The sequence below is a fragment of the Deinococcus rubellus genome (assembly GCF_025244745.1).
In the GTDB taxonomy this organism is placed as follows: domain Bacteria; phylum Deinococcota; class Deinococci; order Deinococcales; family Deinococcaceae; genus Deinococcus; species Deinococcus rubellus.
In genome coordinates this window covers 1034312-1054303 of the sequence record NZ_CP104213.1, presented here as the reverse complement: position 1 = coordinate 1054303, position 19992 = coordinate 1034312, and the positions used below count along the sequence as shown (strand labels likewise).

The window sequence follows — 19992 nt, the reverse complement described above, 5'->3', positions numbered from 1 at the left end:
AGACCCGGTTTAGGGGTTGAGAAAGCGCCAGTTGTGTGCAAGGACAGTCAGAGCCACCTTGAGGCGGAGTGAGGTGAGCGTTTTGATCTGTCCCCAGCGAATTCCAGCGCGCGTCAACGAGGAAAAAACCGTCTCGATCATGTTCCGCGCGGCCCCATATTCCTTCTTCCAGCGCGGGTCGAGTGTTCTGGCATTTTTCTTGGGTGGGGTGAGGTTGACCCCATCCAGGTCGGCTTTGTCCCCGATGATTCTGGGTGCGCCGTAGGCGACCCAGTCAGCGTTGAGGTCATAGCCCGCGATCAGATCATGCTGGTTGGCTGGACGAATGACGTACTGCGCCAGTTTGCCGTTCAGTGTGCTCCAGGCATGACATTTGAATCCGTAGACGCTGCCTTGCGTCCCAAAGCCCATGGTGGCTTCCCGCACCTTGCAACGGGACGCTCGCTTTGATCGACAGACGGGGAGTGGCAGCGAATCAATCAGGCAGAAGTCGAGGTCTTCAACCTCGACGCACACGGCCTCAATGGTAGGGAGGAGCCGATTGAGCCGAACGCTGGCCTGCGTCAAACTCGGGAGATGGCCACAGAAGTTGAGCTTGACAAAGCGCCACCAACAACTGAAGTACAGCTGATGATGGAATTTTTGCAGGACGGCAATCGACACCAGTTCGGCGTCACTGGCTTTTTCGTTGGGCTGCCGAACTTTGGGCGGCATCTTTGGGTCGAGCCACTTCTGGAGGACGTGCAGCGCCTCTGAGACGGGTAATAATCTGAGGTCGGGGCGGCTCATTGCATCGTCCCTCTATCATTTTCCGCGCTCTCCAGCAACCCCTAGAGCATTTGTCACAATAGAATCTGGGGATGGGCGTGTTTAAACCAGTGTTCGATCTCTAACCGCTTCACGGCGTCCAGGGCGTTGCCAATGGCATTGAGAAGATCTTGGACGACCCGCCAGGCACCACCGCGCACCAGGGCTTTCATTTTGGAGAACATCAGCTCAATCGGGTTGAAATCTGGACTGTACGGTGAGGTGAACAGCATCTCGCAGCCCTGGGCTTCGATGAGCGTCCGAATGGACGCTCGGTGGTGCGAGGAGAGGTTGTCCAGCACCACGACCTGTCCCTTTTGAAGTGTGGGGCAGAGGATGTCTCTGACGTACCACTCGAACGTTGCCCCATCCAAAGCGCCATCGATCACGATGGCGGCTTGCGGCCCGGCCAAGCTCAGTGCGCAGATCAAGGTTTGATTTCGCCCATGATTTCTCGGCACTTGATCAACGGCACGCTCATGGCTGGGGGCACGCCCATACCTCCGCGTCATCGCGATGTGAAAGCCGCTCTCGTCGAGAAACACCAGACGCTCAGGACGTTGGAGATAGGGTGCAAGGTCATTGAGGAACTGCTTACGTCGTTCCTCACAGCGTTCTCTGGCGACCAGCGTTTTTTTTATGGGTGATCTTGTGACGGCGAAACACCCGGTCGACTGTTTTGAAACTGACCCTCAGCCCGGTGGCGGCTTCCAGCAGGTCCGCGTGCTCTTGCAGGGTCGCGTCTTGGTGTGTTTCAAGCTGCGCTAAGAGCTGTTGCTCATGGTGGGTCGTCACCGTGCGGTGACGACCCGTCGGCCGAGCCACGACGTGCAGAGTGTTCTGGCGATGCCGCTCCAGATAGCTTTTGACCGTGTCGACATGCACAGAAAAGTGCTTTGCCGCTTCGTTCGGCGAAGCGCCGCCCAGGACCAGCGCGACAATCCGAGTCCGAAGCTCCAAGCTGTACCCACGTACCCCGGCTGTATTCACGAATTTATTATGGCAAATGCTCTAAACCAGGTTTTAGGTAAACCGAGCGGAGCGAGAAGGTGCAAAAGTACGGCCAGACTGCCGTTTCGGGATTGCGCAAAAAACGCTTCATCCCTACACTCTCGTCTGGCCGTACTTAGCCGAGTTGCCGAATCTGGTCGCGCAGTCCGCTGAGGTCCAACGGTTCCGTCAGCAGCTCCATGTACACCTCGTCGAAGCGCTCCTGGCCCAACCGAACCGCTCCGCTGCGACGCCCAATCTCACGGAAGCCCACCTTCTGATACGCCCGGATGGCCCGCTCGTTGAAGGCAAAGACCTTGAGCATGATGTTAAAGAGGCCCAGGTGGAACGTGCCGTACTGACAGATCAGCCGGGTGGCCCCGGAGCCGTAGCCCTGGCCCCACAGGGCCGAATCGTAGACGGCGACGCCCAGTTCGGCAGTGCCGCTGCGGTGGTCGATATCGCGCAGGACCACGCTGCCGATCAGGGTTTCGGCCGCGTTATAGATGCCGAACATCACCTGGGTGGGTGTGTCCCTGAGATTGGCCTCCAGCCACTCGGCCTGCTCGACCTCGCTGGCACTGAAGCCGAAGCCGCGCAGATAGGTGGTCAATTCCAGGTTGTGAAACGCCTCGACGATCTGCGGCAGGTCCTGGCGGCGCAGGCGCGACAGCACGAAGGGCGCTCCGCTGGCCGCCACGCCGGACATCACGGGAAAAAGGGTCATGCTTCCGAGGATAGAGGCCCGGCCACCCCCCGCAGCCACAGGTCGCGCTCACGCGGACTTCGCAGCCGGACGACCCGCAGGTGTGGATACCGGGCGAGCAGGTGCGGGGTGGTGCGTCGGCGCTGCCAGTGGGTCTTGAAAAACCACAGCAGAATATTATTGCCGCTCAGGAAGGTGCGCCAGGTTTCACGGTTGCCGTTCCAGAGTTCCTCGCGGCTGGACATTCGCCGCAGCGTACGCCGCAGCAGTTGCCAGAACACCACGCCCGCCGAATAGTCCAGCCAGATCAGGGTGTCGGCCCGCGCCAGGCTGAGATCCTGGGCCTTGGTGTAATTACCGTCCAGCACCCAGGCGGGACCGGCGGTGAAGGCGTCCACTTGCGCCCGGAACTCCTTCAGCGGGGCTTCCTGCCAGCCGGGGAGGTGGTTCCAGGCGTCCTGCTCGGCGTGCGGCACACCCAGGCGGGCGGCGACGGCGCGGGCCAACGTGGTCTTGCCGCAGCCGGTGGTGCCGATGACAAGGGTGCGCTGAAACATGCAAGCGGGCATTGACCCAGCCTGCCGCCCACGCCCCGCTTTGACATCCGCTGAATGACGTACCCCAGACCCCGGCGCGGCATACTACTTTCATGACCCTTCCATTAAGCTCCGCACCGGGAGCCGGGCTGCCCCAGCCCAGGTTGCCGAGTCCCTGGACCCTCTCGGCGTTCTGGTTCGGCACGGCCTTCATGTGGCTGCTGCTGCTGCTGATTCTGATGCCCGCCGAGGTGGTGCGCTTCGTGGGCGACGCCGACAAGGGCAAATACCTGGGCCTGCTGGGCGGCATCGGGGCGATTGTGGCGCTGGTCTTGCCACCGATTATCGGCAATTACTCGGACCGCATCGGCAAGCGGCTGCCACTGATCCGGCTGGGTCTGATCGTCAATCTGGCGGGCCTGGCCGTCATGGGCTACGCGGCGGCAGCCATGGGCGGCCTGGCCGGATTCTGGGTCTACGTGATCGGCTTTCTGCTGGTGCAGTTCGGCAACAACTACGCCACCGCGCCTTACAGCGCCCTGGTGCCGGAACTGGTGCCCACCGAGCAGCGCGGGCGCTACAGCGGCGTCATGGGCATGCTCCAGGCGGGTGGGCAACTGCTCGGCGGCGTGGGGGCACTCGTCATCGGCCTGCTGAAGTTGCCGGACGTCCTGAGCTACGGCCTGATCGCGGGCGTGCTGCTGATCAGTGCCCTGATTACCCTACGCGGTGTGCCGGAAACCCAGATCAAACCCAACCCGGAAGCGCGTGCCCAGCGGCCCAGCATTGCCCAACTGTTCGCCTACCAACCGTTTCTGTGGGTCTTCGTCACGCGGGCGCTGTTTGCGCTGGGCCAGTACAGCGTGCAGCCGTTCTTGCAGTTCTACGCGGGCGACGTCCTGAAGCAGGCCAACCCCGGCACCGCCACCAGTATTCTGCTGATGGCGATCATCGCCGCGTCCATCGTCACGGCGCTGATCGGCGGGCGGGTCTCGGACCGGATCGGGCGCAAGCCGGTGATCTATCTGGCGGGCACCATCATGGCGGTCATGGCGATTGCCCTGCTGTTCGCCCCGAATTTTTACGTGGCGGTGGGCATCGCACTTGTCTTTGGGCTGGGCTTCGGGGCCTTTTCCAGCGTGGACTGGGCGCTGGGCAGCGACGCCATGCCGAGCAGCAGCAGCTACGCCCGCGACATGGGCATCTGGCATGTGGCCTTCGTGGGGCCGCAACTCATCGAGACGCCGCAGGGCGCGCTGCTCGACTGGGGCAACCACCAGGGCGGCAATCTGGGCTACTCGCTGGTGTTCGGCATCGCCGCCGCCTGCTTCGTACTGGGCGTGTTGCTGGTCCGCAATGTGCCGGAAACGGTAAGAGCTGTTCGCAGTAAAGCCGTTACCTAGTCTGAACGCGGCCTGAAGCGGACCTTTATCCGGTGGGCCAGCTTGCAAAGTCAGCCGCCGCGCAGAGGCCAGAATCGGTCCATGACCACTTCACAAAACGATCAGGGCCACAATCAGCCGAGCCGCGAGGAAGGCATCAAGACGATTGCCAAGCTCATCAAGGGCATCAAATTCGCCATGATGACCTTTACCACCGAGTCGGGCCACCTGCACTCGCAGCCGATGACCACCCAGGAGCAGGACTTCGGCGGTGACGTGTGGTTTATCGGCAGCAAGGCGTCCGATCTGGTGCGCAGTGTCGCCAAAAAGGCGCAGGTCAACCTGTCGTATTCCGAGTCCGGCAAGGGCTACGTCAGTCTGTACGGCGACGCCGAACTGATTGAGGACGCGGCCAAGCTCGACGAGTTGTGGAGCGACTTCTACAAGGCGTACTTCCCGCAGGGCAAGACCGACCCCAACATCCAGCTGATCAAAGTAGAGGCCAACGGCGCGCACTACTGGGAGAGCGACGGCAAGTTGCAGGGCCTCTTTCAGATGGCCAAGGCCGCCGTCACAGGCAGCCAGCCCAACCACGGCGACAGCGACAGCGTCAAGTTGTAATACCGCACCAGTCAACGAAAAAGCCCCGCTTGCACTGGCCGGGGCTTTTTCGTTGACTGGCGGCAGTTTAGGCCAGGCCTGCCTGACTCAAAAAGGCGTTCATCTTGACGATGGAGAATCCACTGAGGCTGGCGGCGGTGTCACCGTAAACCAGGGTGGGCACGCTGCGCTTGCCGCCGTTGACACGCATCACGATTTCAGCGGCGTTCTCGACTTCCTCGATGTTGACTTCGGTGTAGGGCAGTCCCTTGCTGTCGAGGGCGCGCTTGGCGGCCTTGCAATCAGGGCACCAGGTGGTCGTGTACATGGTGATCGGGGTGGAGGGAATGGTCATGACCTGACTCTAGAGGCTCACGGCCCAGCGTGTAAGGACAGCCCTTACAAAGAGGGGGGCGTCTGCTGCTGATAGGCCCGCCACTTGATCAACAGCTGAGGCAGCTCGGCGCGCATGAATTCAAAGAACTGCCGCGTCTCTTCCAGGCGTTGGCCCGCCGACGACGCCTCACCCAGCGCCGCGATGCCCTCGCCGAGCGCGTCGATCCAGCGCGTCAACTGCTCCTCGCGGTTGGTCATCGGCTCATACCACAGATCATTCTGCACCCGGTAATGGTCGCGTCGCTGGCCCGGTTCACGCTCCCGGACGACCAGGCCGACCTGCGTCAGGTAACGCACTGCGCCCGAAATGGCCGCCGGGCTGACCTTGAGCTGCTCGCTGAGTTCGGCTGCCGTGAGCTGCCCCTGCGGTGAGACCAGCAACCCGACAAAAATCCGGGCGGGCATTCTGGGTACGCCCGCCTCGCTGAAAATCAGGGCGAAGCGCTCCACGAAACGGGCGACGGCAGCGGGGGGCAGCTCAGCTTGATCCGGCATCTGCACGGCAGTATAGCGGCTTCGGGGGCTGGGCATTTACAAGTTTCACAAAGTTGTGAAAAGAGTGTAGAGTCTGGATATGGACGCCGCGATTGAAGTGTCGGACCTGCACAAGTGGTTTGGCCGCGTTCCCGCGCTGGTGGGCCTTGATCTGCGCGTAGAGCGCGGCGAGGTTCACGGTTTTCTGGGGCCGAACGGCGCGGGCAAAACCACCACGCTGCGGGTGCTGCTGGGCCTACTCCGGGCAGACCGGGGCCGGGTCAGGCTGCTGGGCGGCGATCCCTGGACAGACGCGGTGGCCCTGCACCGCCGCCTCGCCTACGTTCCCGGTGACGTGACGCTGTGGCCGAACCTGACCGGCGGCGAAACCATTGATCTGCTCGGCAAACTGCACGGCGGCCTCGCCAGCGCCAAACGCAAAGTCTTGCTGGAGCGCTTCGAGCTTGATCCACGCAAATACGGGCGAAGTTATTCCAGGGGCAACCGCCAGAAAGTCGCTTTGATCGCCGCGCTCGCCAGTGACGCCGAGTTGCTGCTGCTCGACGAACCCACGGCGGGTCTCGACCCTCTGATGGAAGCCGAATTTCAGCACTGCATCCAGGAGGAGCAGCGCTCCGGGCGCACCGTGCTGCTTTCCAGCCATATTCTGGCCGAGGTGGAGGCGCTGTGCGACCGCCTCAGCATCATCCGGGCGGGCCGCACGGTGGAAACCGGCACACTGGCCGGGCTGCGCCACCTGACCCGCACGGCTGTTCAGGCCGAGCTGACCTGCGCGCCCGACACGCTCATTCACGATCTGGCCCAGCTCGGCGGCGTGACCGACCTCAAGCTGGACGGCCTGACGCTGACCTGCCAGGTGGAAGGCGAGCAGGTGGGGCCGCTTCTCTCGGCGCTGACGCCGCTGGGCCTGCGGGCGCTGACCGCCCAGCCGCCCACGCTGGAAGCGCTGTTCTTGCGGCACTACCAGACCGACCAGACCCAGCGCGGGGAGCGTCCGGCATGAACGGGTTGGGGGTGCTGCTGAAACTGATGCTGCGCCGCGAACGGCTGGCCCTGCCGCTGTGGCTGCTGGCCTTTCCACTGGTCATGGTCGCCAACCTGATGAGCACCCACAAGCTGTACGCTACGCCCGAAGCGCTGGCCGCCCTGGCCGCGCAGATCAACGGCTCGCCCGCCGAGGTGGCGCTCTACGGACAGGTCTGGACCCCGACGCTGGCAGGCCTGGCGGAGTGGAAACTGAGCGGCACCCTGGGCGTGCTGGCGGGTCTGCTGAACCTGCTGCTGGTCACGCGCCACACCAGGGGCGAGGAGGAAGACGGGCGCAGCGAGCTGCTGCTTTCCGGCGCGGTGGGCCGCTCAGTGCCACTGGGGGCGGCGCTGCTGCTGGTCCTGGGTGTCAATGCGCTCCTGGCGCTCCTGCTGTTCACGGCGCAGGTGTCGCAGGGTCTGGAGGCGGGCGGGGCACTGGCCCTCAGCCTCGGCGTGGCGGGCAACGGTCTGGTCTTCGCGGGCGCGGGAGCGCTGCTCTCGCAGGTGTTCCCGAATGCCCGCACCGTCAATCTGCTGGGCGGCGGGCTGCTGGGCCTGGCCTTTGCGCTGCGGGTACTGGGCAATGCTGGGGCAGCAGCGCTGGGCTGGCTCTCGCCGCTGACCTGGGGCCACGCACTGAGGCCATTTGCAGACGAACGGTGGAGCGTGCTGCTCCTGTTCGTTTTGCTCAGCGCCGTTTTGATGGCACTGGCAGTAGGGCTGAATCGGCGGCGCGATCTGGGCGCAGGACTGCTGCCTGCCCGACTTGGCCCAGCACAGGCTTCGGCAGGGCTGGGTGGACTTTGGGCGCTGGCCTGGCGCACCCAGCGCGGGCTGATCTGGTTCTGGACAGTGGCGCTGGGATTGCTCGGCGCGTTGCTGGGCGGCGTGGCGGTGAGCGCCGCCGGGCAGATTCCGCTGGGTCAGGTCTTCGCTGCTCAGGGCGCAGGCCCGCTGCCCCCCGCCACCGACATTCTGCTCACACTCTCGCTGGTCATTTTCGGCGGCCTGGTTCCAGCGGCGCTGGCCCTGCAACTGGCGCTGCGCCCCCGCCGCGAGGAGGTCAGCGGCCTCGCCGAGACGCTGCTGAGCCTGCCCGTCGCGCGGCAGCGCTGGCTTGCCCCCCACCTGACACTGATGCTGCTCGGCCCCGCGCTGGCCCTCAGCGCTTTTGCGCTGGCGGCTGGCCTGACAGGCGGCGACAACTGGACGCACATGCAGCGGCTGTGGCTGGCGGCACTCGCCTACCTGCCCGCCGTGTGGCTGCTGGGCGCAGCGGCGCTGGCTCTGTTCGGCTGGTGGCCGCACCTCGCCGGGCTGAGCTGGGTCCTGCTGGGACTGACAGCGCTGGCCGAGGTGCTCGGCGACCTGCATGTCTTCGGCGCGGCGCTCACCCTCTCGCCATTTGCCTACGTTCCCAAACTGCTGCTGGGCGAACAACCGGGTGCGGCGCTCTGGACCGAACTGGCACTGGCCACTGCGTTAATCGGGGCCACTTTCGCCGGGCTGCGGCGGCGCGACGTGAGAGAATGACCGGGAGAGCTGGTGTTGCGGGACTTACACCCGCACCGTCACCCGCGCCCCGTCGTCTTCCAGATGCACCGAGTCGATGAAGCGCACCACGCGGGTGGCGTAGCCCATCACCAGGGTATGGGTGCGCGCCCCACCGCCGAAGCGCCGCACGCCGCTGAGCAGTTCGCCGTGCGTGATGCCGGTACCGGAAAAGACAATTTGCTTTCCCGGCGCGAGTTCCTCGGTCTTGTAGACCCGGCCTTCCTCAACGCCCATCAATTTGAAGCGCTCACGCTGCTCGTCGTTCTCGGCGATCAAGCGGCCCTGAATTTCCGCGCCCAGGCATTTCATGGCCGCCGCCGTGATGACCCCTTCCGGCGCGCCACCCAGCCCCATCAGCGCGTGAATGCCAGTGCCGCGCACACCCACCGCCAAGCTGGAAATCACGTCGCCGCTGGTGATCAGGTTGACCCTTGCCCCGGCCCGCCGCACCCGTGCGATCAACTCGGCGTGGCGCTCACGGTCAAGAATGCTGATCAGCAAATCGCCGGGCTTGCGGCTCAGTGCCTGGGCCAGCGCGGCGATATTGGCCTCCACCGGCCAGTCGAGATGCACCCGTCCGGCGGCAGGCGGCGGCACCACGAGTTTCTCCATGTAGCAGTCGGGGGCCTTCATCAACCCGCCCTTCTCGCTGAGCGCGATGACGGCCAGGCCGTTGGGCAGGCCGTTGGCCGTGACCTCGGTGCCCTCCACCGGATCGACGGCGATATCGACCTGATACTGCCCGTGCCCGAGTTGCTCGCCGATGTAGAGCATCGGGGCCTCATCCATCTCGCCCTCACCGATCACGACCTCGCCCTGAATATCCATTTCATTGAGCACGTCGCGCATGGCCTGGGTGCCCGCATCGTCCACGGCGTGCTTGTCGCCCATGCCGACAAAGCGGCTGGCGGCCAGCGCGGCGGCCTCGGTAACGCGGGCCGTTTCCAGCACCAGGGCGTGTTCCAGGTTCGACTGCTGTCGGGTGAGGGTCATATCTTGCACCGTAGCATAGAACTTAGACGTCTAAGTATTGGGAGCGCTTCCAACCAACGCCGGGGCGGTTTGCCTGAACGCCCTTATTTATTTGAACACCCCGGCCCACAGCAGCAGCAAGTACAGCACCAGCGGAATGGCCACCACGCCCCCGATCAGCTTGAAGAGCCGCCACCAGTAATCCCAGAACTCGCGCATGGGTTCAGGCTAACAAACCTCCACGCGGCGCTTTGGATGCAGGCTGACAACAGCAAGGAGAGGAGGCCCCCTGAAGACTCTCCTCAACCCGAACGGAAGCTGACCCCGTTAAACTGAGGCACGGAGGCACCACATGGCGATTTCTGAACTGGCGGGCAAGCTGGCCCCCGAGGCAATCCTGACCAACATCCCGCTGCTGCTGACCCGCTACTACGAGGTCGCGCCCGACATGAGCGACCCGGCCCAGCAGGTCAGTTTCGGCACCAGCGGCCACCGGGGCAGTAGTCTCGACGGCTCGTTTACCCAGGCGCATATCTTTGCCATCTCGCAGGCGGTGGCCGAGTACCGCGCCTCAGCGGGCATTCACGGACCGCTGTTTATCGGGGCCGATACCCACGCCCTCAGCGAACCGGCGCTGGCCTCGGCGCTGCGGGTGCTGGTGGCCAACGGCGTGGACGTGCGCCGCAGCCAGGGCGGGGCCTACACGCCCACGCCGCTGATCAGCCGCGCCATTCTGGACTACAACCGGGGCGAGGAGCACCACATCGGCCAGGCCGACGGCATCGTCATCACGCCCAGCCACAACCCCCCGCAGGACGGCGGCTTCAAGTACAACCCCCCCAGCGGCGGCCCCGCCGACACCGACATCACCAGAGGGGTGCAGAACCGTGCCAACGAACTGCTGCGGGAAGGAAATAAAAGCGTCAAGAAAGTCAGCTACGTCGAAGCCTTGCAGCAGGCTGCTGAGTTCGACTTCATCACGCCTTACGTGGAGGGTCTGCCCGGCATCGTCGATCTGGACGCCATCCGGGAAGCGGGCGTCGACATCGGCGTCGATCCGCTGGGCGGCAGCAGTTTGCCGGTCTGGGAAGCCATTCAGGAAAGATGGAACCTCAAGCTGACCATCGTGAACCGCAAGGTGGACCCGATGTTCGCCTTCATGACCGTCGACAAGGACGGCAAGATCAGGATGGACTGCTCCAGCCCCTACGCGATGGCGAGCTTGCTGGCCCTCAAGGATGATTTCGACGTGGCCATCGGCAACGACCCCGACGCGGACCGGCACGGCATCGTGACCCCAGACGGCCTGATGAACCCCAACCACTACCTGGCCGTCGCCATCAGCTACCTGTTCGCCCACCGCCCCCACTGGCCGACCTCTGCGGGCGTGGGCAAGACGCTGGTCAGCAGCAGCCTGATCGACAAGGTGGCGCAGGATCTGGGACGCAAACTGGTGGAAGTCCCGGTGGGCTTCAAGTACTTCGTGGAGGGTCTGCTGACCGGCACGCTGGGCTTCGGCGGCGAAGAATCGGCGGGCGCGAGCTTTCTGAAAATGGACGGCAGTCCCTGGAGCACCGATAAGGACGGCGTGATCATGGGCCTGCTGGCCGCCGAGATCACGGCGAAAACCGGCAAGACGCCCAGCCAGCACTTCGCCGACCTGAGCCAGAAGTTCGGCGTCAGCGCCTACAGCCGCGCCGACGCTCCGGCCAGCGCAGCGGCCAAGAAGGTCCTCTCCAACCTCAGTCCCGAGCAGGTCACGGCGAAGACGCTGGCGGGCGACCCGATCACCGCCAAGCTGACCCGCGCGCCCGGCAACGACGAGCCGATCGGCGGCCTGAAGGTGACGACGGACTTCGCCTGGTTCGCGGCCCGGCCCAGCGGTACCGAGGACATCTACAAAATCTACGCCGAGAGCTGGAAGGGCGAGGCACACCTTCAGGAAGTCATGCGCGAGGCCGAGCAGGTGGTCAACGCCGCGCTGGGAGCCGGGCAGTGACTGAGACCGTTCAACACACCATCATCACGCGGGAGGAAATCCGGGGGGTGGAGTTCGACTGGTTTGCCCGCGACGAAGCCGGGCACATCGCTCAGTTTCTGGCGGCGGGCGACGATACCGTGCCGTCAGCGGCGCTCGCCAGCGAGGAACTGCTCGAAGCCCTGCACGTCTCCATCGACACCCTGCCGGAGAGCGAGCCGGTCAACGCTCCGGCGGGCGGCTTCGACGCGCATCTGGCCGGGCCACAGCAGCGCGGGGCCTTCGTGTACGACGCGGTGCCGGGCGAGGCAGGCTTGTACCGCCTGGCCGCCCTGCCAGTCAGGCCGCTGAAGGTGGACACACTGCCGGAGCGGTTGCAGGTCTACCTGGGCACCCTGATCCTGACTGCGCCGCTGGGGTCGCCGCTGCTCCGGATTGACCCGCAGGGACAGGCGGCGGCCGAATAGCGCGAGCAGTCCAGATGAGCGCGCGTGAGCAACTGCATTGCATCTCACCAAAAGGCCGCCCATAGTGACCTCGGCCAACCGGTCAAGGACAGCGGCCCCCGCTTGAATCGTCCGTCCGCCGCACCGTGTGTCAAGCGTCCTCAAGGAGTTCCTTTGAAACGCACCCTGACCAGACCTGCCGCCGCGTTGCTCACCGTCCTGGCTGCCGCCCTCACCCCGGTGGCGCTGGCCCAGCAGATGACGCCCGCGCAACTGATGGCCGACCAGCAGAAGATGATGGCCCCACTTTCGTGGATGAACGGCGAGTGGCGCGGCCCGGCGACCATTCTCCTGCCAGATGGTAAAACCCACATCATCACCCAGCCGGAGAAGATCGGTCCGATGCAAGACGGCACATTAAAAATTCTGCATGGCCGTGGGTATGAGGCTGACGGCACGGCCAGCTTTGATGCGTTTGCCGTCGTTGCTTACGACTCTTATGACAAGACCTTCAATATCACGTCGTTCTCGGGGGGCAACGCGGGCAAGTTCACGTTCAAGCCAACCGCTGACGGCTACATCTGGGACGTTCCAGAAGGGCCAGTGACCCTGCGCTACACCGCCGTATTCAAGGACGGCACCTGGACAGAAACCGGCGAGAACATCGCCGAAGGCAAGCCACCAGTGAAGAACTTTCAGATGGTCCTGAATCGTATCGGCGACACCGACTGGCCCAATGCCGATCTGGTGCCGATGAAATGACCTGATGAAGTGGCACTGACGCAACCAGGAAGTGCCCGCCTCCCCTGTTTGGAAGGCGGGGGCTCCTGGTGATAAGGGGCAGTCATCCCAGAAATCAGTCGCCCCGGAAGATCTTGCCGATCTTGTCGAAGAAGCCGTGCTGCTCCGGCACTTCCTCACCGGTGGCGCGGGCATAGGCAGCCAGCGCCTCACGGGCCTCGGGCGCGATGGTCTTGGGCACCACCACCTCGTAGACAACCACCAGATCGCCCGTGCCGCTGCCCTGGAGCCTCGGCATGCCCTGGCCGCGCAGGCGGTGGAGTTCGCCGTGCTGGGTGCCGGGCTTGACGTCCACCGTCTGCGGGCCGTCTAAAGTCGGCACCGTGATCTGGCCGCCCAGCGCCGCCCTGGGAAAGCTGATCTTGGCTGGGAAGATCAGATGCTCGGCCTCGCGCTGGAGGTCACTGTGCTTGGCCATCTCGATATGCACGTAGAGGTCGCCTGCGCCGCCCGGTCCCTCGTGGCCCATGCCCGCCACCCGGATGCGGTAGCCCTCGTCGATGCCCTTGGGCAAGGCCACCTTCACCACTTCGGACTTGAGGGTGCGCCCGCGTCCCCGGCAGACCTTGCAGGGTTCCTCGATGAGCTGTCCCTCGCCCCGGCAGGTGGGGCAGGGCTGCTGGGTCATGATATTGCCGAAAATGGTGCGTGCCTGGGCCTGCACCTGCCCGGCCCCCTTGCAGGTGGGGCAGGTCTTGGGCGGCTTGCCGCCGGGTTCGGACTTCTGGCCGTGGCAGTGCTCGCACTCGCTGAGGCGGTCGACCTGTACCGGCACCTCCGCGCCGACGCGGGCCTGCTCCAGCGTGACGGTGATCTCGGTTTCGATGTCGTCGCCGCGTGCCGGACCCCGGCGGCCACCGCGCCCGCCCACCGCACCGCCGAAGAGCTGCTCGAAGATGTCCATCGGGTCGAAGCCCGCGCCGCCGAACGGATCGCCGCCGGGCATCCCCGAGGCACTCGGCGCGCTGCCGAAGCGGTCATAGTGGGCGCGCTTGTCGGCGTCACTCAGTACCGCGTAGGCCTCGTTGATCCTGGCAAACTGGTGGGCCGCACCCTCTTCCTTGTTGCGGTCCGGGTGAAACTTCAGGGCCAGCTTGCGGTAGGAACTCTTGATCTCATCGCCGCTGGCGCTGCGCGTAACCTCCAGCAGTTCGTAATAATCCACGTTCATAGCACCTCGTTCATATCATTTCAGGCCAACACAAAATTTGCGGGGCCAGGTCTGAAAAGGGCCGCCGCGTTGCCCATAATCCTAACACGGGGGCACTCAGGAAAGGTGACTTGTTTGGGGAAGTCGCCTCTTCCAGGACCGACTCTCTAGACTGACACCATTCCCGACCTGCACCCCGGTGAGAAGCGCCTCCTGACCCAGACCCAGCTTAAGTTGCGTGTGCAACACGACCTGCCGGGCCTCGATCTGAGCCTCTTCGCGCTGGACGGCGAGCGCCAGATGGCCACAGACGAGAGCATCGTCTTCCATAACAACCCGGCCCTGCCCGGCAGCGGGGTCACAGGCCGCTTCAGCCAGTACGAGGCGCAGTTCAGCATTGACCTGGCCTGGCTCGGCAACGTCGAGCGCCTGATGTCGACGGCCAGCCACGACGAGTGGCCGCTCAAGCGGGCGGGGCGGCTGCGGGCCGAGGTCGCGGGCCTGGCTTTCGAGCCGCTCTCCGCTCTCCAGAGCGAGAAGGCCGCCATGCTGCTGGAGTTCTACCGCTACCGGGGCGAGTGGCGCGTCGCCGCCGTCGGGCAGGGGTTTGCAGGCGGGCTGGCCGAGCTGATCGCCCTGTTCGGCAGCGAGGTGGCCCAGCCCCCACATCTGCGCCCACACCTGCCACTGCCCGTTCCATCGCCATACCCACCCCCGCAGCGCCCACCAGTCTCAGTCCTGCCAACATCAGTCTGGTCAAAGTGGTCAGCCTCAACCAGTCACTGAGCCTAGAGAAAGGCGAGCGGGTTTCGCTGCACAAGGAGGACGGCGCACCCGAACTCCGCCGCGTCAGCATGGGCCTCGGCTGGGACGCGGCCAGCGGCAGGAGCATCGATCTGGACGCGGGCTGCCTGCTGTTCGACAGGCAGTTCAAGCACCTGGAAACCGTCTTTTTCATGCACCTGAGCAGCAGCGATCAATCGGTCAAGCACTCCGGCGACAACCTGACCGGCGAGGGCGAGGGCGACGACGAGGTGATCGAGGTTGACCTGACGGGTGTGCCGCAGAGGGCCGCCCACCTGGTCTTCGTGGTCAATTCGTTTTCGGGCCACAAGTTCAGCGACGTGAAGCAGGCCTGTGCCGCCTGTTCGTCAGCGGATCGGGGCAGGAACTCGCCCGCTTCGACCTCAGCGGATTCGAGGCCACCACCAACATGCTGATGGTCCGCCTGAGCCGCTCAAGCACCAGCGGGAAGTCCGGGGGCTGGCAGATGACCGCGCTGGGCCTCAGTGCGCCGGGCATGACCGCCCGAGGCAGCATCAAACGGGCGCAGCAGGAACTGCGAGGCCCAGCACTTGTAGCGCTCCTCAGCGGCTGGCCCACAGTTCCACCAGCCCGCGTAGGGTCAGGGTGTCGTCGTAGTGATTGATCTCGGTGCAGATCCCCTCGACAGTGCGGGCAAAGCCGCCGGTGGCCACTGTCACGGCAGGAGACGGTAACTCGGCGCGGATGCGGCGCAGCAGGCCGTCCACCATCTCGGCGTAACCGAACACCAGGCCCGATTGCAGGGCGTGGACCGTGTTCTTGCCGATGGCGCTCGCAGGCGCTTGCAGATTGATGCGCGGCAACTTGGCAGCGCGGGCAAACAGCGCGTCCGCCGACACCTGAGCGCCTGTCGCCAGCACCCCACCGACAAAGCGCCGACCGCGCCCGATCACGTCAAAATTGGTGCTGGTGCCGAAATCCACGACCACGGCGTATTCGCTCGTGCCGAGGTAGCGCTCGGCCCCGAAGAGGTTACACAGCCGGTCCGCGCCCAGACTGCCCGGCTGGTCGAGTTCCACAGTCACGTCCGGCAGGTTGGCGGTGCTGACCTCGAACGGCTCAATACCGAAGTGGTGGCGCAGCGCCAGCAGATAGTTCTCACCCACCGGCGGGGCCACGCTGCTCAGCACCGCGCTGCGCGGCCAGCGCTGGTCACCCGGCCCAAGCTGGGCACCCAGACCAAACAGCCCGCTCAGTTGCAAGGCCAGATCGTCGGGGAGCAGTTCACGGTTGGTCCGCACCCGCCAGGTCCGGACCAGTCTCAGGGTCTCGTCGGCCAGACCCAGCACCGTGCTGGTGTTGCCGATGTCGATGGCCAGCAGCGGAAAGCGGGCGGTCTGAAGCACAGAGAGCATGCAGGCAGTCTAGAGCCGCTGGCGCAGGGTCACACGGGGGCCATCAGGCCGCGAAAGAAGTTTCGGCATATCCCTCCCAGCTGATCTCAAGAGAGACGTGACCGCTCCAGGTTATTGTCCGCCGGACCTTTCGATACTGCGCTTGCCCTCGCGGCGCGGGTGCTCGTTGAGACGCGTCCAGAACTCGGAGGTGGCACTGAGGGTACTCAGGAACTGCTCGAATTCGACGGGCTTGACCACGTAGGCGCTCGCGCCGCGCGCATAGCAGGCGCGGATGTCGCGCTCCTCACGGCTGGTCGAGAGAATCACCACCGGCAGTCCGGCCAGATGCGGCTGCTCGCGGATGGCTTCCAGCACTGCCAGGCCGTCCATATGCGGCATGTTGAGGTCGAGCAGCACCACGTCCGGCAACTGCTCGCTGGTGACCTGCCCCAGGAGCCGCATGGCTTCCTGACCGCTACGGGCCACCGTCACCTCCGGCGAGCGCCCGGCCTTCTCGAAGGCGATCAGGGCCAGTTCCAGATCATTTGGATTGTCGTCCACCAGTAAAATTCGTCCACGCCCCTGCATCGTCCCCCCACTCCGCTCGGTTCCCTGGTTTCTCACCAACCTTCACGTGTCCTTAAAGTTTAGCTGACCTTTATGATGAAAATGTACCTGCCTATCACTCTCTGCAATCTGATGGGCCTTCGGAACCGCTGCAGATCAGCCTGGAGATGAGGCTGTAGGCAGGTGGGCAGCACGCCAGCGGCTGAATAGACAAGCGCGGCGCAGCAGCAAGCCGAACCGGGGGCCGCCGCACGCTGGGGCAGTTGTCCGTTGCCATTGATGTAGAACAGCGCTCCACCAATTCCACTGTCTTGGATAGAACGGACGCCGATGAGGACGCCTGCCCGCTTCCATCTCCTCCAGCACATGTTTCGCCCACTCTCCTCAATCATAAAAACCCTGCGATTTTTATGACGAATGCTTTAGACTCTGGAGATGCTTGCCAAACGCATCATTCCCTGCCTGGATGTTCAGAATGGCCGGGTGGTCAAGAACGTCCGGTTTTTCGAGGACCACCGCGACGCGGGCGACCCCCTGGTGCTGGCCCAGCGCTACGAGGCCCAGCAGGCCGACGAACTGGTCTTCTACGACATCACCGCCAGCCATGAGGGCCGCCAGCTGATGCTGGACGTGGCTGCCCGCGTGGCCGAGCAGGTCATGATGCCGCTGACGGTGGGCGGCGGGGTCAGCACCCTGGGCGACTTCCGGCAGTTGCTGCTGGCCGGGGCCGACAAGATCAGCGTCAACAGCGCTGCTGTCCGCACGCCGCAGCTGATCCGCGAGGCCAGCGACCACCACGGCGCGCAGTGCGTGATGCTCAGCATCGATGCCAAGCGCCGCCCAGACCATTCCGGCTGGAATGTCTTCGTGGGCGGCGGGCGCGTCGATACTGGCCTCGACCTGCTGCGCTGGGCCGAGGAAGGGCAGCGACTGGGTGCGGGCGAGATCTGTCTGAACGTGATGGACGCCGACGGCACCCGCGCGGGCTTCGATCTGGCCGCGACCCGCGCGGTGGCGCAGATCGTAGACCTGCCGGTGATCGCCTCGGGCGGGGCGGGAAGCCTCGAAGACTTCCGCGACGTGCTGCTGGGCGGCGTGGCGGGCGGGCAGGCCGACGCCGCGCTGGCGGCCAGCGTGTTTCACTTCGGCGAACTGAGCGTGCCGCAGGTCAAGGCTTATTTGCATGCCCAGGGCATCGCGGTGCGCCCCGAATGGCATGACCCCGCGTTGCAGGGCGGGGGAGCAGCATGATGACCGAAACATTGAACCTGGACGCCGTGAAGTTCGGTTCCGATGGGCTGGTGCCGGTGGTGGTGCAAGACGCCCAGACCGGCGCAGTGCTGATGCAGGCGTATGCCGACCGGGCAGCCCTTGAACACGCGCTGGCCACCCGGCAGGGCACCTACTTCTCGCGCTCACGCGGCGAGCAGTGGATCAAGGGGCTGACCAGTGGCCACCTCCAGCACATCGAGAGCGTGTCCCTCGACTGTGACGGTGACAGCGTGCTCTACCGGGTGCAGCAGACGGGCCCGGCCTGCCATACCGGCGAGTACAGCTGCTTTCACCGGCCCCTGCTGACAGAAACGCAGACCGCCGTTTCAGAGGAAAATGGTCTGGACGGCACGCTGGAGCGGGTCTACGCCACCATCCGCGAGCGGCTCACGACCCTGCCGGAGCAGAGCTACGTGGCGCGGCTGCACGCGGGCGGCCTGGACCGGGTGCTCAAGAAGATCAGCGAGGAGGCCGGGGAAGTGCTGCTGGCCGCCAAGAACGGAGACCGGGCCGAACTCGCCACCGAGACCGCCGATCTGCTGTTTCATACCCTGTTCGCGCTGGCCGAGGTCGGTGTGACGCCCGGCGACGTGGCCCGCGTGTTGCAGGCGCGCGAGGGCCGCACCGGGTTGAAGGGACCCAAGGAGATCGGCTGAGTAGAAATGAGTCTGACCCCTGGTGTCACCCACCGGGGAACGCTGAACCAGTTGATGCTCGGATCCCACGTTTCCTGGCCCGGCCCGCTTACAATAAGCCAGCACTCACCCGCCGCCCACTGGCCCTTTGCCCGGTATTCCGTCTCCCGGAGGACTTCTTCCATGCCAATTAACCGTGGGCCTTTGATGGTCTTTTCCGGTCAGAGTAACCGCCCTCTCGCGCAGGCCATCTGCGACAACCTGGGCATTCCGCTGGGCCACTCCAAGACCGAGAAATTCACCAACGAGAACATCATCGTTCATTTCGAGGATTCGCTGCGCGAGGGCGACGTGTTTATCGTGCAGAGCTTCTCAAACCCGGTCAGCGACTCGATTCTGGAACTCTTCTTGATGCTCGACGCCGCCAAGAGCGCCTCTGCCGGGCGCGTCACCGCCGTGATTCCGTATTACAGCTACGCTCGCAGCGACAAGAAGGACGCGCCGCGCATCAGCATCGCCGGGCGGCTGATGGCTGACCTCTTGCAGGAAGCCGGAGCGGACCGGGTGCTGACCATGACCCTGCACTCGCCGCAGGTTCACGGCTTTTTCAAGGTGCCGGTGGACCACCTCTCGGCGGACGTGGTGATCAGCGAGCACCTCAAGTCGCGGGTGCCCAATGCCCACGAGGGCGTGGTGCTGGCTCCCGACGCGGGCAGCATCAAGCGGGCCTCGGCGATTGCCCGCCGCCTGGACTCGGGCCTGGCCTTCATCGACAAGCAGCGCGTCTCCGACACCGCCGTCGATCCGCGCGCCCTGATCGGCGACGTGGCGGGCAAGACGGTCTTTATCGTGGACGACGAAATCGCCACCGCTGGCTCACTGGTGGAGGCCGTCAATTTCTCCAAGAACATGGGCGCGAAAGAAGTCTACGTGGCCGTTTCGCACGGCGTTTACAGCGGCCCGGCCATCGAGCGCATCGCGGGCCTGGACGCGGTGGAGGTCGCCAGCACCAACACCGTCTACGTCTCGGAGGACAAGATCGCGCGGGCGAACGGTAAGCTGGCCCTGCTGAACGTGGCCCCGCTGTTCGCCAACGCCATCAGCAACATCCACACCGGCGAGAGCGTCAGCACGCTGTTCGAGTAAATCCAGACAAAGACGAGACGTGAGCGGCCCCCCTGCCCGGGGACCGCTCACGTCTTTTGCGCTGCATCAGGCTCAAGCTTTCAGGCTTTGACTTCCACACCTTTCCAAAACGCCAGATGATCGGTGATCTCCCTGGCGGCGTCCTTGGGCTGCGGGTAGTACCAGGCGGCGTCGGGGTTGTTCTTGCCGCCCACTGTCAGGGTGTAGTAGCTGGCCGTGCCTTTCCAGGGGCACACCGAATGCGTCTGGCTGCTGGTCAAGTACTCGCTCTTGACGCTGCTGCGTGGAAAGTAATGGTTGCCTTCCACGACCACCGTATTGTCACTCTCGGCAATGACCTGATTGTTCCAGATGGCTTTCATACGGCT

The 19992-nt window shown here is 64.6% G+C and carries 23 protein-coding genes; 12 read left to right on the top strand and 11 right to left on the bottom strand.

The features are described 5' to 3' along the window. Positions 1-9: 9 nt before the first annotated feature. The 4 genes from N0D28_RS05570 to N0D28_RS05555 form a co-directional block, all read right to left on the bottom strand. Positions 10-789, bottom strand: a complete 780-nt coding sequence (locus N0D28_RS05570) for an IS982 family transposase (RefSeq protein ID WP_260561384.1) — start codon at positions 787-789, stop codon at positions 10-12. Between the two features lie 53 nt (positions 790-842). Beyond that, a protein-coding gene (locus tag N0D28_RS05565) for an IS630 family transposase (RefSeq protein ID WP_260559855.1) occupies positions 843-1797 on the bottom strand; the annotation gives its coding sequence in 2 pieces (ribosomal slippage) (positions 843-1445 and positions 1447-1797; 954 coding nt in all). A gap of 136 nt (positions 1798-1933) precedes the next feature. After that, positions 1934-2524 (bottom strand): GNAT family N-acetyltransferase, encoded by a 591-nt coding sequence (locus tag N0D28_RS05560; protein ID WP_260561383.1) that lies wholly within the window; start codon positions 2522-2524, stop codon positions 1934-1936. Further along, positions 2521-3072 (bottom strand): AAA family ATPase, encoded by a 552-nt coding sequence (locus N0D28_RS05555; protein ID WP_260561382.1) that lies wholly within the window; start codon positions 3070-3072, stop codon positions 2521-2523. Before N0D28_RS05555 ends, N0D28_RS05560 begins: the two co-directional genes overlap by 4 nt. A gap of 80 nt (positions 3073-3152) precedes the next feature. Between N0D28_RS05555 and N0D28_RS05550 the strand changes: the two genes are divergently transcribed. Both N0D28_RS05550 and N0D28_RS05545 read left to right on the top strand, forming a co-directional pair. Then, the gene (locus N0D28_RS05550) at positions 3153-4442 is read left to right on the top strand and encodes an MFS transporter (protein ID WP_260561381.1); all 1290 of its coding nucleotides are present in this window, start codon (positions 3153-3155) and stop codon (positions 4440-4442) included. An 81-nt stretch (positions 4443-4523) separates the two neighbouring features. After that, positions 4524-5042, top strand: coding sequence for a pyridoxamine 5'-phosphate oxidase family protein (locus tag N0D28_RS05545; RefSeq protein ID WP_260561380.1), 519 nt, complete (start codon positions 4524-4526; stop codon positions 5040-5042). A gap of 67 nt (positions 5043-5109) precedes the next feature. Here the strand turns inward: N0D28_RS05545 and N0D28_RS05540 are convergent, their stop codons facing one another. Next, the gene (locus tag N0D28_RS05540) at positions 5110-5376 is read right to left on the bottom strand and encodes a glutaredoxin family protein (protein ID WP_260561379.1); all 267 of its coding nucleotides are present in this window, start codon (positions 5374-5376) and stop codon (positions 5110-5112) included. A 44-nt stretch (positions 5377-5420) separates the two neighbouring features. Further along, positions 5421-5912 carry a GbsR/MarR family transcriptional regulator gene (locus N0D28_RS05535; protein WP_260561378.1) on the bottom strand — a complete coding sequence of 164 codons (492 nt, stop codon included), beginning with the start codon at positions 5910-5912 and terminating at the stop codon, positions 5421-5423. Positions 5913-5991: 79 nt separating this feature from the next. Between N0D28_RS05535 and N0D28_RS05530 the strand changes: the two genes are divergently transcribed. Beyond that, positions 5992-6915 carry an ABC transporter ATP-binding protein gene (locus tag N0D28_RS05530; RefSeq protein WP_260561377.1) on the top strand — a complete coding sequence of 308 codons (924 nt, stop codon included), beginning with the start codon at positions 5992-5994 and terminating at the stop codon, positions 6913-6915. After that, entirely contained in the window at positions 6912-8474 is a 1563-nt protein-coding gene (locus tag N0D28_RS05525; protein WP_260561376.1) for an ABC transporter permease, read from the top strand. Before N0D28_RS05530 ends, N0D28_RS05525 begins: the two co-directional genes overlap by 4 nt. Before the next feature lie 24 nt (positions 8475-8498). Here the strand turns inward: N0D28_RS05525 and glpX are convergent, their stop codons facing one another. Then, on the bottom strand, positions 8499-9488 hold the full coding sequence (gene glpX / locus N0D28_RS05520; RefSeq protein WP_260561375.1) for a class II fructose-bisphosphatase: 990 nt from the start codon (positions 9486-9488) through the stop codon (positions 8499-8501). Between the two features lie 331 nt (positions 9489-9819). On the opposite strand from glpX, the gene pgm reads away from it, so the two are divergent. The 3 genes from pgm to N0D28_RS05505 all read left to right on the top strand — a co-directional run bounded on the left by pgm (position 9820) and on the right by N0D28_RS05505 (position 12653). Continuing rightward, positions 9820-11466: a phosphoglucomutase (alpha-D-glucose-1,6-bisphosphate-dependent) gene (gene pgm / locus N0D28_RS05515; protein ID WP_260561374.1), complete on the top strand. Its 1647-nt coding sequence runs from the start codon at positions 9820-9822 to the stop codon at positions 11464-11466. Next, entirely contained in the window at positions 11463-11912 is a 450-nt protein-coding gene (locus tag N0D28_RS05510; protein WP_260561373.1) for a hypothetical protein, read from the top strand. Before pgm ends, N0D28_RS05510 begins: the two co-directional genes overlap by 4 nt. Positions 11913-12065: 153 nt before the next feature. Beyond that, the gene (locus tag N0D28_RS05505) at positions 12066-12653 is read left to right on the top strand and encodes a hypothetical protein (RefSeq protein WP_260561372.1); all 588 of its coding nucleotides are present in this window, start codon (positions 12066-12068) and stop codon (positions 12651-12653) included. 94 nt (positions 12654-12747) lie between these two features. Here N0D28_RS05505 and dnaJ read toward each other — a convergent pair whose 3' ends face one another. Further along, entirely contained in the window at positions 12748-13857 is a 1110-nt protein-coding gene (dnaJ, locus tag N0D28_RS05500) for a molecular chaperone DnaJ (RefSeq protein WP_260561839.1), read from the bottom strand. Positions 13858-14082: 225 nt separating this feature from the next. On the opposite strand from dnaJ, the gene N0D28_RS05495 reads away from it, so the two are divergent. Next, on the top strand, positions 14083-14628 hold the full coding sequence (locus tag N0D28_RS05495) for a TerD family protein (protein ID WP_260561371.1): 546 nt from the start codon (positions 14083-14085) through the stop codon (positions 14626-14628). Continuing rightward, the gene (locus N0D28_RS05490) at positions 14604-15062 is read left to right on the top strand and encodes a TerD family protein (protein ID WP_260561370.1); all 459 of its coding nucleotides are present in this window, start codon (positions 14604-14606) and stop codon (positions 15060-15062) included. Before N0D28_RS05495 ends, N0D28_RS05490 begins: the two co-directional genes overlap by 25 nt. A 147-nt stretch (positions 15063-15209) precedes the next feature. Here the strand turns inward: N0D28_RS05490 and N0D28_RS05485 are convergent, their stop codons facing one another. Both N0D28_RS05485 and N0D28_RS05480 read right to left on the bottom strand, forming a co-directional pair. Beyond that, on the bottom strand, positions 15210-16022 hold the full coding sequence (locus tag N0D28_RS05485; RefSeq protein ID WP_260561369.1) for a type III pantothenate kinase: 813 nt from the start codon (positions 16020-16022) through the stop codon (positions 15210-15212). 111 nt (positions 16023-16133) lie between these two features. Continuing rightward, entirely contained in the window at positions 16134-16592 is a 459-nt protein-coding gene (locus N0D28_RS05480; RefSeq protein ID WP_260561368.1) for a response regulator, read from the bottom strand. Positions 16593-17006: 414 nt separating this feature from the next. Here N0D28_RS05480 and hisF point away from each other — a divergent pair, with 414 nt between their 5' ends. The 3 genes from hisF to N0D28_RS05465 all read left to right on the top strand — a co-directional run bounded on the left by hisF (position 17007) and on the right by N0D28_RS05465 (position 19624). Beyond that, complete coding sequence (gene hisF / locus N0D28_RS05475) at positions 17007-17822, top strand: imidazole glycerol phosphate synthase subunit HisF (RefSeq protein WP_260561367.1); 816 nt, start codon at positions 17007-17009, stop codon at positions 17820-17822. Further along, positions 17822-18499: a bifunctional phosphoribosyl-AMP cyclohydrolase/phosphoribosyl-ATP diphosphatase HisIE gene (gene hisIE / locus N0D28_RS05470; RefSeq protein WP_260561366.1), complete on the top strand. Its 678-nt coding sequence runs from the start codon at positions 17822-17824 to the stop codon at positions 18497-18499. The genes hisF and hisIE overlap by 1 nt, the downstream gene beginning before the upstream one ends. A 162-nt stretch (positions 18500-18661) precedes the next feature. Then, the gene (locus N0D28_RS05465) at positions 18662-19624 is read left to right on the top strand and encodes a ribose-phosphate diphosphokinase (RefSeq protein WP_260561365.1); all 963 of its coding nucleotides are present in this window, start codon (positions 18662-18664) and stop codon (positions 19622-19624) included. Positions 19625-19704: 80 nt separating this feature from the next. On the opposite strand, the gene N0D28_RS05460 is transcribed toward N0D28_RS05465, so the two are convergent. After that, entirely contained in the window at positions 19705-19986 is a 282-nt protein-coding gene (locus tag N0D28_RS05460; RefSeq protein ID WP_260561364.1) for a DUF427 domain-containing protein, read from the bottom strand. Between the last annotated feature and the right edge of the window lie 6 nt (positions 19987-19992).